Genomic DNA, 14,664 nt, shown 5'->3' with positions numbered 1-14,664 from the left:
AATTTAACTTTTTCCCTACAAGACCTCTTCTAATACAACAGTATTTTTGACTTTTTTTCTTTAATAACACTCAAAATCATTATCTTCATTGTTTACAGCATCTTATCCGAAACAATATAGCACTTGCACCAATAAAAAGAATTATCAAAGGCGACAACCATAAAAACCAAGTTGTTTTATTAAATGGCGGCTTTAAGAGAATAAACTCACCATATCGTTCAACAAGAAAATCAATCACTTCTTGATTGGTATGGCCCATTTTTAATCGTTTCCGAATTAACAACCGTAAATCACGTGCGAGAGAGGAATCTGAATCATCAATCGATTGACTTTGGCAAATCGGACAACGCAAATATGAGGAAATCTCACGGGCACGTAACTCAAGAGCTGTATCCTTTAAAATTTCATCTGGCTCCACTGCCATTGCTATCGACAGAGAAAAAAGAGCTGTAAAAAAAAGCAAAATCCAAAACAAGCCCTTTTTCATCTCAACACCTTTTTAAAAAATTTAAAGTGGAAAGCTAAAGGTTTATATAACCCAATACGGAACCAATAGCCCAAAAGAGAAAGACATCCCCCCATAGCCATCATCAATCCCCCTAACCAAACACAAATTATATAAGGTTTCCACCATATATGGACAGCAAGCCCTTGATCATCTATACGCCTCGGCACAATATATAACTGAGATAAGCCATGATTTTGAATACCAACTTCTGTTGTTGATGTGTTTTGACTTGAATAAAAACGTTTTGATGCTGTTACACTGCGCACACCATTTTTATTTTCATATATTGTAAAATGAAATTCCATTGTAGAATAATTTGGACCAGCACCATTGTGAACTCCATCAAAGTGAAGTGTTTTATCTGCTATTGTCACGATATCTCCTCTATGCATGGTGAGAATACGCTCTTGTGAAAAAGTCGCAGCATAGACAATACCGAATAATGTAACACCTAATCCCATATGTGCTATTGCCGCACCAAAAACGGACCATGGTAATCCAATAAATCTCTTAATTCGTACTGACAATGCTATCTTTCGGTGTCCGCTCTTTTCCCAAAGATCAACTAAACTGCTCAAAAAAACAAAAGCTGCAAGGCCAATTCCTAAAGTAGCAAAAATATCACGCAAAGATGCTTTATAAAATGTTATAAAACAGATTATAAAAACGAATATAAAAACAAGCCACAATCGCTCAATAACTGCAAGAAAATCACCACGTTTCCATGCCATCATCGATCCGAATGGTACTAGCAATAACAATAACACTATTAAAGGACCACAGGTAAGGTTAAAAAAGGCAGCACCTACAGAAATTTTTTGACCTGTTAATGCTTCAATCAAGTAAGGATAGAGTGTACCAATGAATACTGTTGCGGTTATTGTTGTGAGCAATAAATTATTTAAAACAATCAAACCTTCACGGGAAATTGGCTGAAAGAATTTCCCTGTTTTCAAAACAGGTACACGGAATGCAAAAAGAACAAAAGCACCTCCTGTGAAGAAGAATAAAAGTGCAAGTATTGCTCGTCCCCGTGCTGGATCAACCGCAAAACTATGAACAGACGTTAAAAGACCAGATCGAACAAGAAAAGTTCCCATAAGAGAAAGGGAAAAAGTCAGAAGGGCTAAAAATAAAGTCCAACTTTTTAATGTTTCCCGCTTTTCAAGAACAAGAGCAGAATGCAAAAATGCCGTTCCTGAAAGCCAAGGCATAAATGAAACGTTTTCAACGGGATCCCAAAACCAATATCCCCCCCATCCTAGCTCATAATAAGCCCAATAGGAACCAACTATAATACCCAAGGTCAAAAAGCACCAAGCAAGGAGAAGCCAAGGACGAACCAAACGCGCCCAAAAACTATCAATATGCCCCATAATCAATGCTGCTATTGCAAAAGAAAAACAAAGTGAAAAACCAACATAGCCTAAATAAAGAAGTGGTGGATGAATGGCTAATGCGATATCTTGTAAAAGAGGATTGAGATCTTTTCCCTGTAATGCCGGTGGATTAACACGTAAAAAAGGATTGGACATAAAAAGAATAAATAAAAGAAAAGCACTTGTAATCCAATTTTGGCATATTAAAATAAGCGCCTTAAACTGTTCTGGTAAATGTTGGCGAGATGATGCCATCAATGTGCTAAAAAAAACCAGACTTAAAACCCATAAGAACATAGATCCTTCATGGTTTCCCCAAACACCTGTGATTTTATAAAGTATCGGTTTTTCCGAATGGGAATTCTCAACAACATTCAAAACAGAAAAATCCGATACAATATAGGCGTGAACGATAATCAAAAAAGATAAAAACAATAATGTAAAAGTAATATATGTTAGAGGAACTCCTGTTTGCATCAACAAACGCTCTTTCCACCAAACACCCAAAGTAGGTAAAAACGCCCCTAATAAACTTACTGCAAACGCTGCGGCTAAAAAAATATGACCCAATTCAACGAGCACGATTGAATGTTTTCTCCACACTGTGACGTTTGTTCAAGCGATCAGCTGTTTCTTTAGACATATAAGTCTCATCATGTTTTGCTAAAACACGCTTACCAATAAAAAGCCCCCGTTTATCAAAATACCCTTCCACAATAACGCCTTGCCCTTCACGAAAAAGATCTGGTAAGGTACCATTAAAAAATATTTTTTCGTGTTTTGTATGATCCGTTATAAAAAAAAGAACGCCCCTCTCTCCAACATATTCAACAGTTCCCTTTTCAACAAAACCACCTAAACGTAAAGGACGCCGCGTTAGAATATCTTCCCTTGTAATTTCAGACGGCATTCGAAAAAAACTCATTGTATTATGCATGACGTAGATGATAAGACTTATTGTACTTCCTACAATAAAGAAGCACAAAAAAATCATCAGCAATCGCTTTTTTTTTCGCTGCTTTAAGATGACTCTCAATGAAGGAGAGTTATGAAATGATTGACTGTTTATAGGCACTCTACAATTCTCTTTATAAACACGTTATAAGAGCTTCGCATATCTTATAGAGAGGTGCAACTTTTTAGTCCAACACCTTTCTCCACCCCAAAGACTTCTTCAGCATTTTCTTATCTCTTTTTTTATAAAAGAGTCACTTTTGCTCCCTACTGCCCCTTAGTATATACCTTAACTAACCTGTATCATACTCCTTCATTATTTAACTTCAATACTTCAATCTCCTCATCACGTGCATAAAACCCTTCTCGTATCACCATCAAATCCCTTGTCTGAGTATTTTTTCATATTGCCTCTGTTTTAATCATCTAAACTCACCAACATCACTTTCTCGATATTTTAATCGGACATATCACGTAACTGAATGATCATCGCTTCAACACGCGATCGTCCTATAAAGTTTTCAGGCATTGTATCAAGAAAATTTTGTAAAAACTGCACCGCCTGCATAGACTTTCCTGCCTGATGAAGTGCTTCAGCGAGTAATAAACGAGGATAAAAATCTTTTGGCGCTAAATCCACTGCTTTTTGAAACGCATTTTGTGCTTCTTGCGTAATCATTCCCCCCTCATAACCCACCAATGCCAACCCATATCCAACAAGCCTTGGAGCAGATTCTCTATTCAAGCGAAGCGCATCTAAATAAGTGTTTACAGCATCCTGAAATTGACCTTCTTCTAGGTATCCTATGGCTAACGCATCTGCTAACTTACCATCACGAGGTGCACGAAAAAAAAGCACTTGTAGACGAACAAGCTGTTCATGCTTACTAAGCTTCTTTGGATCCTTATCCATTAACTCGTTAAAAAAATAACTTTTAACTTCTGGATTACCTGTAAGACCATAAATACTCCAAGTCATAACAAGAACAAATAAAACACTAAGCGCGTTAAAAGTATGTCTGTTTTTATGATGCATACAAGTCTTATCAAAATCAACCGAATACATACGACACCTATCACTATCAATGATATCAGCTCTCGCTTCTTTTTTCGTTCCACAGTTATGGAGCGAAAAAAAGAACACTTGCTAGAAGAGTAAGAAAAAATGCTGACAAAACTCGTAATAGCATATCATGTTGATACCAGTCCGAAAATCAAAAAACGCAACCAATTTATACTCTTCCCTTATTCACGAAAACTCTGATGTAAAATGATAGACTTCCACTTTAATTTATGGATAGTATCGTAACGTTTACCATTTATTTTTCTCATAAGTATCAAGAATATAAAAACAAATTTTCATTTCTCCATTTTAATCACAAACAGATATTATCTCTCAAAATTACGAAAGAATACCCTCCCCTTTATATTTTTATAAATATACTGCTGTAGTATAATGACCTTCTTTTTTAATGTGCTGAATGCGTGAATCAAAGTTAAGGAATAGAATTTTCTAATGTTTTTTCAGAATATGAGCATTTTTTGCTTTTTTCTTCTATAATTGCTTCTAACATTTCTCTGAATACCTCTAAATCCTGTTGTGAAAAAATATTTAAAAGTCTAATAAATATGCTAACAGTTTCACAATACAATGGATCAGAAGATTTGATGACAAAATTATTGTGACAGGCATCCACTTTTTTCCTTAAGCAGGTTGCTGCCTCTTAATTTAAAGCGTAAAGCTCTATTTAAAGCGTAAAGCTCTATGATCTTTTCTTCCATATCAACGCGGGTACAGGTTTTCGCCCATTTCTACAGATGATAAAAATGGCCCAGAAACATCTAATCTCTCTGCCATATCTAAAAGATGTTCAGAGTGTGATCAATGCGCATTTTGCGTAAGCTTTTACAAAAGGTGTAATCATCTAAAAAATCCTATGAAATGAAGAAACTTTTACCCTGACTCTAGAAAAAAATTTTAGATTTTTTTCTACAATTATTTCGAATCAGCAGCTCTTTTCGAGAGATTTTTTTAATGATTTAATCGTTTTAATTTTTGATTATCTACCTTTTAAAATATGCGAAGATATTGTCAAGCACATCTAAAAATTAAACATTTAATGTAGAAATAAATGCTTCATTCCTTAATTTTGCATCTTCCAATAAATCCCACCACTCTATTATTTTAACTGATCCTCGAAACTCTCCCTGTAAAGGATTAATTCTCCCTCGCCCATTCGCTGTTTTTTGCCATGTGGACGTTTGCGTTTTAAGTTCACCTTCTATATCAGCAATAATATAACAATCAAAAATACACTGCTCTGAAATCTTTATTTTCTTATTATCAAATGTCTTTATACGCTTTCCTCTAAGCTCATTAAGGTATTTATTTATTTGATGCATAGGGAAATAACCTTCTTTATAGTTTTTCTGACCTGGTCTTTTAAACTCCACCAATATTAACTTATCTAAATCTGCATCAATACGACCTTCTAGTCCTAGAGCATATAATTGATCATAACATACCAAATCAGGACGTCCGTTTTCTGTACTATTGTCCACGATTTTGTTGAGAGAAACATCCGAAGCAAAGTATCTTGTAAATGTTAATCGCTCATCAATAATCCATAAATCGTGCGTTAAGCTTTTCCTAGATTCGGGATCATCTCCCCGAACAGACATTGGACAAATAAGTTTATGCAATGTTTTTTCTAAATGCGGCACTTCTTGACCATTATCATTTTTCTTAACTTCTATTATTAGCCTCTCTAAAATTTCAAGTATAACTTTACGCCGTATAACATACTCTGCTAACTGTCTTGTTTCTTCATCTTTAACTTCTTTTGCAAGTTCAGAAATCTTTGTGGAAAAGCTTTCCGTATTGGCATTTCACGATATATTTCTTCAATTCTCAAATCTTGCTTTTTTTCTCTCCTCAGCTTATGAATAGCCAGTGTGTTAACAAATGCTTCTTTATTTTTTGCAGCTTTAGGAAGTTTTTTTAATAAGTTTTCATAACTATCAAAGCAATAGGAAGGGTGCGTTTTACAAAATTTTTTTAATTTATCTAAACGTTCTCTTTCATACTCGTCATTTTCTGGAGCCAGAACGCTCTCTGTGATGTGATCGGCAACTTCACGTAAAATATCATCCAATATACTATTGTTAAAAGAAAAATTCGTTCTTTCTTGATTGACTCTATCATCTAAATATTGACCACTTATGCAACCATGATACACCGACCTTTTCTCTCCAAATCTTCCAAAACCAACCAGATTATCTATGCTTTTAGTAATAACAGTGCGGTTATGCGCAAAAAGATGTAGTTTGTGATTTCCCTTAACATTGTGGTTAACATCCTTCTTACAAATAAAATTATGAATTTTTAATAAACCAAATTTTGGTGTTTTAAGTGTAATCTCTCCCCGATTTTCTACTAAATAACTTTTAACTTTTTTTGCTAAATCAACAGGTATATGATTATAATAAAAATTTATTTGAGGAATTTCTCCTAAAATTAAATCTGAAAAAAATGTGCACCAAGATGAGCAATAATTGCGTCAGTTTCGCGTGGAAAATATTTTTGATAGGCAGCATCTCTTAAACCTGTAAAAATAATCTCTGTTCCTGTTATTTCTTGATTAATCAGAGGTATTTTTGAATGATCAAGAATCTGTTTTTTTCTTCTAAACAAAACTTAAAACTTCTCTGGTAAAGCTGATTTGCTTCAAGGAAAATACTTTTAACTTATATTTTCTTAAATGCATCCAACCATAGCAACCGCCCACCCCCTTTCCCTCCTTTTTTTAATTTAAAGTTGGTATCTACAGTACGAAAAGCTTTAAAGTGCTCATCATCCAACCCTACACCATTGTCTTTAATTATAATTTGGAATGATTCATTATTATTGATATCTTTGATTGTTATATCTATACTCCCTGCGCTTCTGGAATCTTCTCGCATAGAATCTTCATGCGCGTGGATAGCGTTGCTTACTGCTTCAAAAACAGGCTGTAAAGCTTCCACTTCAGTGGACGGTTTAGGAAAACGACAAACTCTTCCAATAAGATTTTCTCTCATAGAAAAATGTTCACCTTTATTATTTTCTTGTTTTTTAATCACAACAATTCCCATTATTTCTCTGATTTTTTAGCCAATAATATTACTAAATATGCCAATTAAGCCCACATATATTAACAATTTGTTTTTATAGAGAAAATTGTTAATTCTTTGAAATTCATTGTTTTAAATGTGTGAGAATATTTTCGAGCGCATCCATCAGACGATGCACAATCGATAACAAACATAAAAACAAAAAATACGATCCACTTCATAAAACGAGTCATCATTTTCACCCTCTGATAGGTATTGATCATCTCATGAAGAAACTATCGTTCTCTCTCTGTGAGTGCTTGCTTCGCTCTTGTGCTTTCTACTCATCTTTCCAACCACATAAATAGGCCCCATGCTTATTATGCTTTAAAATATCTCTTGCTAGATTAGCACTGATCACACCAACATCTTGCTGATCCAAATAAATGGGTACCCAATCACCACAACTCTCAAACCTCTTTGCCACATATTAAACGGACAATACATTGATTTTAAAGACAATTCATCGTTTTGCATATTGAATTAGAACTGTGAATACCCTAAGATTCTCTCATTTCAATCCTGTTTATGATGAATCAAACCATCCCTTTGCACGTCACAAGTGGGATTATTGTGTGGGTAAAAACTCTAAAGAAAGGAATAAAACGCCTCTTATGAACCATCTTAGTGCAAGGACTGCCGCTACATTGGAAGCTGGTAAATAGTATGATGGGGCCGACTTGCACCTTCATAGGAGTAAAGATGGTGGTGATCAATGGCTTTGACGTTATACCATCTACGGGCAACGTCGTGAAATGGGCTTAGGTGCTTTAAGAGATGTCTCTTTTAAAAAAGCCCGTGAATAGTGCAACACAATGGCGTCTTGTTCTTCGTGAGGGACGTAACCCCATTAAAGAACGTGACAAACAAAAACGTGAAGCAATGCGTAATCTGCATTATTTAAAAGATATTGCTCTGGATGCTTTTGAAAATCGTAAAGCTGAACTCAAAAATGATAGTAAAAATGGACATTGGTTTGCACCTTTACGTCCTTATATTCTTCCTAAATTAGTTTGTCTACCGGTTTCAGAAATTACCCAAACTGATATACGCAATACACTTGCTCCCATCTGGCATACTAAAGCTACAACAGCAGAAAAAGCTCTCATTCGTCTTAATCTTTGTCTCAAACATGCTGCTGCATTGGGATTAGATGTTGATTTACAAGCAACAAAAAAAGCACGCACCCTCTTAGATAAACAACGCCATAAAGTTAAAAATAGACCAGCAATGGTTTGGAGAAACAATCCCGCCATAAGAGCAGGATTATTCATTATCACCAGAAAAAATTAAGACTTGCATTCAGGTTGTACTGGACTTTTTTTACAAAACGGGCTGTTTAAGCGCTTTTCAACACTTCGTTTTGGTATGACAGCACCGGGACGACAAATGGGTAGGTTTTCGGCTTTATGATTTACACACCATCCCCCCCCTTTCTTCATAGCGGAATCCTGATTGAACCATGCAAGCATGAATTGTTGCTAGTGCATTGTTACTTAGCTTCTAATTTTCTGGAAAAACATCATAAGGGGTTGGCATACCACATTCTAACAAGGCTTTTCCCACCTCCGTAAAATCTGCTCCTGGCTTCTTCCATACCGCTAGAGATGATGTGGGAGGTTTGTTAAACTGACATCCCACTATAATCAACAGAATTATAGTACTTAATAGTTTTAAAATTTGTTTCATTTCTTACTCCACGATTTATTTGAAGGAACTTGTTCTAAATGGGATGTGCCATAATTATATCTACACATAGCACTCGCGTTTCTAAGACACGTATGGACATTGTTGGGATCTGTGAACATTTTCTCCATTTCGTTCCAAGTGCTACTACCAGAAGGCATTGTCCCATAGGTATAGCCATTGCCTCCGATCCACCGGCTTACAAAGTCATCTTTATGCCCATCAAAGCCAACCGTGGTTTGTTTGCCATCACTCACATAACCTAACAGACCGGCTGTAGCTGCGGCATTAGCCGCTGGTCCATAAAAATTGATCTTCGTATTGTCGGCTATACCATGCACGCCTTCTTGTTTGAAAGAATTCAACATATTCCCCAATGTCATAGCGCCACGACTATGGCCATAGGGTTGCAACCCGCTATTACCGTAGATACGCATCAGATCTTTTGCTTCTTGTGTTGAATTGCTCAAACCCCAAAAGTTATTTTCCAGAAACTTTTGATAGCCTGCGACCAGTAATTCTGACATGGCCGAATCTGCTTGCGGAAACTCAACAACATAAATCGGATCATTTTTATTTTTAGCATGTTGAACCGCATAAACAGCAGCCTCTTCAGACGGTGTAAAAATCCCATTGAGAGAGATATGAACCCGACCATCAGCGCCTTTCTATAAATGCTGCTTATCCGCATCTGTTAAAGGACGCGTTTCGGGAATTTTTTGACCACGAGCGTCTTCTAGAGGCTCCCCATTTGCATCTTTTTTATAGATGATTTTGCAATTTTTATCACGGGCCACTTTATCACGGGCCACCACAGAGATGGGGTGCTTTTTGATAAACAGGGTTTTATAAGCTTCATCGCTGTATTTAAACCCTTCTTCTAGCAATTGGGTTGCCATTTCACGGTTTTCATGCACGATCTGTTCTAGCCTACCAACATCAAGCGGTTATACAGCTTGATGGGCTGTCGCAGTGTCGCGGTTGAGGGAGGCGATGGTTTGTTCAACCCCTTGCCCTGTCAATGCCTTTAGCTCTGTCTCATCAATAATGATGAGAGTGCCATTATTGCTAGCTTGAGCACTTGCCCTGTCGATGATGTCCGCCGCTGTGATACTTTCTGTTGTTAGGTTGTTTTTTTTCAACAGACGCCGTATTGACAATAATGCCTCCAGTCAACGCCGTTTTCTCTTTTATAATGATCTCAAAATCTTCCACCCCAGCCCCTTCACTCCCTGATTTCTCCATAACGCTGGTATCATTACCAGAAAATTTATCCTCTTTTATAAAGAGCTCCCAAAACAAAAGGACAACAAAAAAATTTCCTAGTCTATAAGGATAATTATTAAACGTCTTTTCCCCATAAAAGTATTGGCTATTTTTCCTAACTTAATTCTTACTCGTATTTTAGTGCAACTTGCTTTTTCTTCAAATTATAAAGTTTAAGTGCATAGAAACAAACAATAAGCCAAATAATCCAGCTCACACCGACAATCAAAACTGGCCGCGTATCGTCAAAAAAACACAATAATATAAAAATAAAAATCATAAATAAAATAGAAAAAATCGGTCCTATGGGCCAAAATGGAATTGGAAATTTTAAACTACTTTGCGCTTCTTTAGACATTTTGAGACGCATAAAAATTTGCGAAAGTAAAATCATCATCCAAACAAAAACTGTTGCAAATGTTGCCATCGCTGCAATAAGAAAAAATAGCCCCTCATGATAAAAATAATTAAGGACAACACCAAGGAGGAAAATAATGAAGATTAGTAAGATAACAAAAATTGGTATACCGTTTTTTGATAAATATTGAAATTTTTTCAAAGCATACCCTTCTTGCGATAGCCCATGTATCATACGACAAGCACCATACATCCCACTATTCATCGCTGAAATAGCCGCTGTAACAACAACAATATTCAAAATGTTCGCTGCATATGAAATCCCAAGACTTTCAAAAATTGAAACAAACGGACTGTTCATAAAACCAATTTTATTCCAAGGATAAAGGGACATTAAAATAGTCAAAGTCATAATATAAAATAGTAAAATGCGCACTGGAGTAGAATTAATTGCTTTTGAAATCGTTTGATAAGGATTTTGTACTTCCATCACGGACATCCCAATGATTTCTATGCCACCAAAAGCAAAGACGACAACACTAAAACAAGCTAAAAAACCAAACCAGCCATTGGAAAAAATACCACCATTTTTCCACAAATTATGAAGACCAACAGCAGGGGAATTTACACTTGTATTCCAACCACACACAATAATTGCTATCCCCCAAACAATCATCGCAATGATCGCAATAATTTTAATAGAAGACAACCAAAACTCTAGTTCACCATAAACTTCTACCGCTGCCAAATTAATCGCTGTAATGAGGAGTGTAATGCTAAGCGCCCATATCCAAGGTGCAACATGAGGATACCAAAACCCCATATAAGTCGCAAAAGCTGTGATATCAGCTAAACCAACAAGAATCATCTCGAATACGTATGTCCACCCCGTTAAAAAACCAGCCAATGGTGATATGTAATTTGCAGCATAACGAGCAAAAGAACCTGGCAATGGATTATGAATGATCATTTCACCGAGGGCTCGCATAACCATAAAAATTGCTAAACCAGAAATGCAATAAGCAATCAAAACACTTGGACCAGCAAGCTTAATCGCTTGTGCAGACCCATAAAAAAGGCCTGTTCCAATAGCCGAACCAAGAGCTAAAAAAATAACTTGGCGCTTATTCATCCCTCGTTTCAGTTCATTCGTTACCATTTTTTTCCTTCTTCACTGAAATTTTGACTAAAATCCATACCACAAATATCCATTTCGTATAAATAAAACTTCATGTTTTTCTCACGAATATATTTTTTAAAAACATTGAACAATAGCTAACCGCACACTCTATCATAGAAAATAAAAAAATAATTTTATTTTGAATTATTTAGCTTTTTTATAACTTAAAATTTTTATCATTCTACGTAATAAGCCAACACTATCATTATATCTATTAACTCCCAATTGTGCGATAGCTTTTACATCGAGACAATAAAGCATCTTTATCTCTTTATCCGCATGCCAATCCCATATAATAGTAAAGGGATGGTTTTGATTATCTCAATATGAACAGATTTAAAGTGAAAGAATCATACGGTAACCGTAGCTATCATGAAGATACAAAATAATAAATTATCTTGACAAATCAAAACGTTTTTACAATCATGATTTTTCTCATTTATTTTATATTTTTTATTTTGTTGCAAAAAAATATTGTAATACGTGTAATATCAATTTCTATACTTTCTATTCATTTTATTCAAATAAAATTTTAAAAATTTTTACTGCACTATTTTGAGAGTGAATAAGCTAATTATTATGATCTTAAGCAAATTCTCTATCATTATTTTACTCGTAATACACAAGAATCATATACAATAATGCACAAAATAATCTTTAATACCTTACACCATCTCACCAATGATAAAGTGAATCTCGCCAATTTTCAAAGGTTTGATAAAATGTAGCTCCAGCTCATTTATTCAAAACTCTAACAGTTTTTAAGCACGTACTTTCTTAAAAAAAGAACTATTGCAGTAAAAATAACCTTTTTTGTCTTGAAAATACATCTATTCTGTTCTCTAGCATTTTGACTTGAAATATTAAAAACATTTATATTTTTTTCCTGAAGCGCATCTTTCTCTTGGACAACCATAGCAATGAAAAGACTCTCTTTAGATCTGTGTTTCCAGAGACTCGCATTAATTTCCATTATTTGTGAAAAAAATAAATGTTATAAAATATAGAATTTATTTAATGAAAATTAATATGATATAATTTGTATAATGACAAAAAATATATTAAAATAACAATATATAATATTTTAATTTATCTGTTATGTAATAAAAATACAAAAATCATCTTCTAAAATGTTATCTTTCATAAACTTGTACGGATAAATAAAATTACCATGAAGAAGACAATTGGATAAAAGTACCCAAAACATACTAGGAAATAAATGAGCCTATATTTATTTAAGATTTTGAATATATTATATATTCTCTAAATTTTCTCTAGAACAATCTAAGAATCAAACGTCACTTCTTTTTTATTGATATCAGAATAAATATTATTTGGGTTGTAGTGATGGAAAAATTATTTGGGATAAAATGGACAACAATTGCCCTTCACGCACAAGTATGTGTCCCTTATGAAGATCTGGAGCCATATAACGATCTCCCTTAAGAGGGGCAATATTTTTACGTAGATAGTCTATAACAGATTGCAAGAAAGAGCTTGTTTTCAAAGGGGAACGATATTCAATTCCTTGTGCTGCAATAAGTGTTTCAATACCAACAATAGTAAAAAGATTCTCACTCATTGCTAATAATCGACGAGCACCATGGCAAGCCATTGAAACGTGATCCTCCTGATTTGCTGAAGTTGGTGTTGAATCCACCGAAGCAGGATGTGCCATTTGTTTATTTTCAGACATTAAAGCAGCTGCTGTTACTTCAGCAATCATAAAACCTGAATTAAGACCTGCATTTTGTGCTAAAAAAGCTGGAAGTCCATGGGAAACTGCTGGATCAACCATAAGAGCAATACGTCTTTGAGAAATGGAACCTATTTCACATAATGCAAGAGCGATCTGATCAGCAGCAAATGCTACAGGTTCAGCATGAAAATTTCCACCCGATACAACCTCACCATTGCTTAAAATTAATGGATTATCTGTCACTGCATTCGCTTCAATAATGAGTGTTTTTGCTGCTGCGATAAGAAGATCAAAACATGCCCCCATAACCTGTGGTTGACAACGTACACAGTAAGGATCCTGTACACGATTATCATCATGCAAATGTGCAACCCGAATTTCTGAATCCTCTAAAAGATTTTCTAATGTTTGTGATACAGCAATCTGCCCATAATGTCCTCGTAAAATATGGATATCAGGGTGAAAGGGTGCTGTTGACCCCATAATAGCATCTGTTGTCAATGCCCCAGAAAGAAGGCCACCACACAATGCTCTGTGACTATGAAAAAGACCTGCAAGAGCAAGTGCTGTTGATGTTTGCGTACCATTGATAAGAGCGAGTCCTTCTTTTGCTTCTAAAACAATAGGAGACAACCCTGCTTTTTTTAAAGCAGATGCTCCACTCATACGAATATTTTGAAAGAATGCTTCTCCCTCTCCCATCATAACAGCAGCCATGTGCGCAAGTGGCGCAAGATCACCTGATGCACCAACAGATCCCTTTTCAGGAATGACAGGAATAACACCTTTGGCAAGCATATTTTCTAATAAATGTACCAACTCTAAACGAACACCAGAAGCACCGCGTCCTAAAGAAAGAAGCTTTAAAGTCATTATCAAACGCACAATATTTTCAGCTAAAGGTTCTCCTACACCACAACAATGTGATAAAATAAGATTTCTTTGTAAAAGCGTTACATCGTTTGCATCAATTCTAATCGAAGCCAATTTGCCAAAACCAGTATTGATCCCATAAACTGGTTTATTTCCAGCAGCAATTTCAGCAATGCGCTCTGCTCCCTTCCTGATAGGCAAGTGCGTATCACTATGAAGCTTACTTACTTCACCATTAAAATAAATAGCCTCAAGATCGCTAAGCGTTACTTTACCAGGATTTAGTAAAATAGTCATAATTTACTTTCTTAATTTACTTACATCATAATACTTGCTTATATCATAGCACTTAGCATTGTTAAATTTTCTATCAAACAAAAAAGGGATAGTTTCTCTTTAGAAAGATTAAAAATCTGCCAGATAAACAAATCCTGCTCATTCTTGAACATATGAACAGTAAGATTAATCATTGCCTTTTTAAGCGCTATTTTATTAGAAAACCCTTTACACATCCTTTCCTAGGATTAAAGGAGAGTCCGTTTTATTCGCTGTTAGAGAATTTTGTTATGGATTTTTTGTGTCATACATTCCCTCTCAAGATAATAAAAAT

At 35.2% G+C, this 14,664-nt stretch carries 12 protein-coding genes and 4 pseudogenes; 1 reads left to right on the top strand and 15 read right to left on the bottom strand.

The window, feature by feature from the left end; all coding sequences use genetic code 11:
* Positions 1 to 29: 29 nt before the first annotated feature.
* The 9 genes and pseudogenes from NMK50_RS02355 to NMK50_RS10500 form a co-directional block, all read right to left on the bottom strand.
* Positions 30 to 487, bottom strand: a pseudogene (locus NMK50_RS02355) (cytochrome c-type biogenesis protein).
* Positions 484 to 2,469 carry a heme lyase CcmF/NrfE family subunit gene (locus NMK50_RS02350; protein ID WP_254770726.1) on the bottom strand — a complete coding sequence of 662 codons (1,986 nt, stop codon included), beginning with the start codon at positions 2,467 to 2,469 and terminating at the stop codon, positions 484 to 486. The pseudogene NMK50_RS02355 and the gene NMK50_RS02350 overlap by 4 nt, the downstream one beginning before the upstream one ends.
* Positions 2,459 to 2,956 carry a cytochrome c maturation protein CcmE gene (ccmE, locus tag NMK50_RS02345; RefSeq protein WP_254771158.1) on the bottom strand — a complete coding sequence of 166 codons (498 nt, stop codon included), beginning with the start codon at positions 2,954 to 2,956 and terminating at the stop codon, positions 2,459 to 2,461. The genes NMK50_RS02350 and ccmE overlap by 11 nt, the downstream gene beginning before the upstream one ends.
* 342 nt (positions 2,957 to 3,298) lie before the next feature.
* Complete coding sequence (locus NMK50_RS02340) at positions 3,299 to 3,877, bottom strand: tetratricopeptide repeat protein (RefSeq protein ID WP_374112206.1); 579 nt, start codon at positions 3,875 to 3,877, stop codon at positions 3,299 to 3,301.
* A 1,073-nt stretch (positions 3,878 to 4,950) separates the two neighbouring features.
* Complete coding sequence (locus NMK50_RS02330; protein WP_254770725.1) at positions 4,951 to 5,565, bottom strand: hypothetical protein; 615 nt, start codon at positions 5,563 to 5,565, stop codon at positions 4,951 to 4,953.
* A gap of 86 nt (positions 5,566 to 5,651) precedes the next feature.
* The gene (locus NMK50_RS02325; protein WP_254770724.1) at positions 5,652 to 6,080 is read right to left on the bottom strand and encodes a hypothetical protein; all 429 of its coding nucleotides are present in this window, start codon (positions 6,078 to 6,080) and stop codon (positions 5,652 to 5,654) included.
* Positions 6,081 to 6,358: 278 nt separating this feature from the next.
* On the bottom strand, positions 6,359 to 6,535 hold the full coding sequence (locus NMK50_RS02320) for a hypothetical protein (RefSeq protein ID WP_254770723.1): 177 nt from the start codon (positions 6,533 to 6,535) through the stop codon (positions 6,359 to 6,361).
* A 53-nt stretch (positions 6,536 to 6,588) separates the two neighbouring features.
* The gene (locus NMK50_RS02315; protein ID WP_254770722.1) at positions 6,589 to 6,963 is read right to left on the bottom strand and encodes an ATP-binding protein; all 375 of its coding nucleotides are present in this window, start codon (positions 6,961 to 6,963) and stop codon (positions 6,589 to 6,591) included.
* A 115-nt stretch (positions 6,964 to 7,078) separates the two neighbouring features.
* Positions 7,079 to 7,281, bottom strand: a pseudogene (locus tag NMK50_RS10500) (hypothetical protein).
* Between the two features lie 392 nt (positions 7,282 to 7,673).
* Here NMK50_RS10500 and NMK50_RS02310 point away from each other — a divergent pair.
* Positions 7,674 to 8,247 (top strand): annotated as a pseudogene (locus tag NMK50_RS02310) (integrase arm-type DNA-binding domain-containing protein); the annotation flags it as partial.
* A gap of 35 nt (positions 8,248 to 8,282) precedes the next feature.
* Here the strand turns inward: NMK50_RS02310 and NMK50_RS02305 are convergent.
* The 6 genes and pseudogenes from NMK50_RS02305 to hutH all read right to left on the bottom strand — a co-directional run bounded on the left by NMK50_RS02305 (position 8,283) and on the right by hutH (position 14,351).
* A pseudogene (locus NMK50_RS02305) lies at positions 8,283 to 8,682 on the bottom strand (hypothetical protein).
* Entirely contained in the window at positions 8,679 to 9,206 is a 528-nt protein-coding gene (locus tag NMK50_RS02300) for a filamentous hemagglutinin (RefSeq protein ID WP_254770721.1), read from the bottom strand. Before NMK50_RS02300 ends, NMK50_RS02305 begins: the two are co-directional and overlap by 4 nt.
* 141 nt (positions 9,207 to 9,347) lie before the next feature.
* Positions 9,348 to 9,596 carry a hypothetical protein gene (locus tag NMK50_RS02295; RefSeq protein WP_254770720.1) on the bottom strand — a complete coding sequence of 83 codons (249 nt, stop codon included), beginning with the start codon at positions 9,594 to 9,596 and terminating at the stop codon, positions 9,348 to 9,350.
* Between the two features lie 30 nt (positions 9,597 to 9,626).
* Positions 9,627 to 9,839, bottom strand: coding sequence for a hypothetical protein (locus NMK50_RS02290; protein WP_254770719.1), 213 nt, complete (start codon positions 9,837 to 9,839; stop codon positions 9,627 to 9,629).
* Between the two features lie 233 nt (positions 9,840 to 10,072).
* A complete protein-coding gene (locus NMK50_RS02285) occupies positions 10,073 to 11,461 on the bottom strand; it encodes an amino acid permease (RefSeq protein ID WP_254770718.1) in 1,389 nt (462 codons plus the stop codon).
* Between the two features lie 1,351 nt (positions 11,462 to 12,812).
* Positions 12,813 to 14,351: a histidine ammonia-lyase gene (hutH, locus tag NMK50_RS02280; RefSeq protein WP_254770717.1), complete on the bottom strand. Its 1,539-nt coding sequence runs from the start codon at positions 14,349 to 14,351 to the stop codon at positions 12,813 to 12,815.
* Between the last annotated feature and the right edge of the window lie 313 nt (positions 14,352 to 14,664).

Source organism: Bartonella harrusi (genome assembly GCF_024297065.1).
Lineage (GTDB): Bacteria > Pseudomonadota > Alphaproteobacteria > Rhizobiales > Rhizobiaceae > Bartonella > Bartonella harrusi.
The sequence above is the reverse complement of the archived record's forward strand: the minus strand, read 5'-3'. Positions and strand labels throughout refer to the sequence as shown.

What these genes read in the sequence shown, in the direction of transcription:
- NMK50_RS02340 (WP_374112206.1), bottom strand. Translation starts at nt 3,877, where the DNA reads ATGCATCATAAAAACAGACATACTTTTAACGCGCTTAGTGTTTTATTT.
- hutH (WP_254770717.1), bottom strand. Translation starts at nt 14,351, where the DNA reads ATGACTATTTTACTAAATCCTGGTAAAGTAACGCTTAGCGATCTTGAG.
- NMK50_RS02285 (WP_254770718.1), bottom strand. Translation starts at nt 11,461, where the DNA reads ATGGTAACGAATGAACTGAAACGAGGGATGAATAAGCGCCAAGTTATT.
- NMK50_RS02300 (WP_254770721.1), bottom strand. Translation starts at nt 9,206, where the DNA reads ATGTCAGAATTACTGGTCGCAGGCTATCAAAAGTTTCTGGAAAATAAC.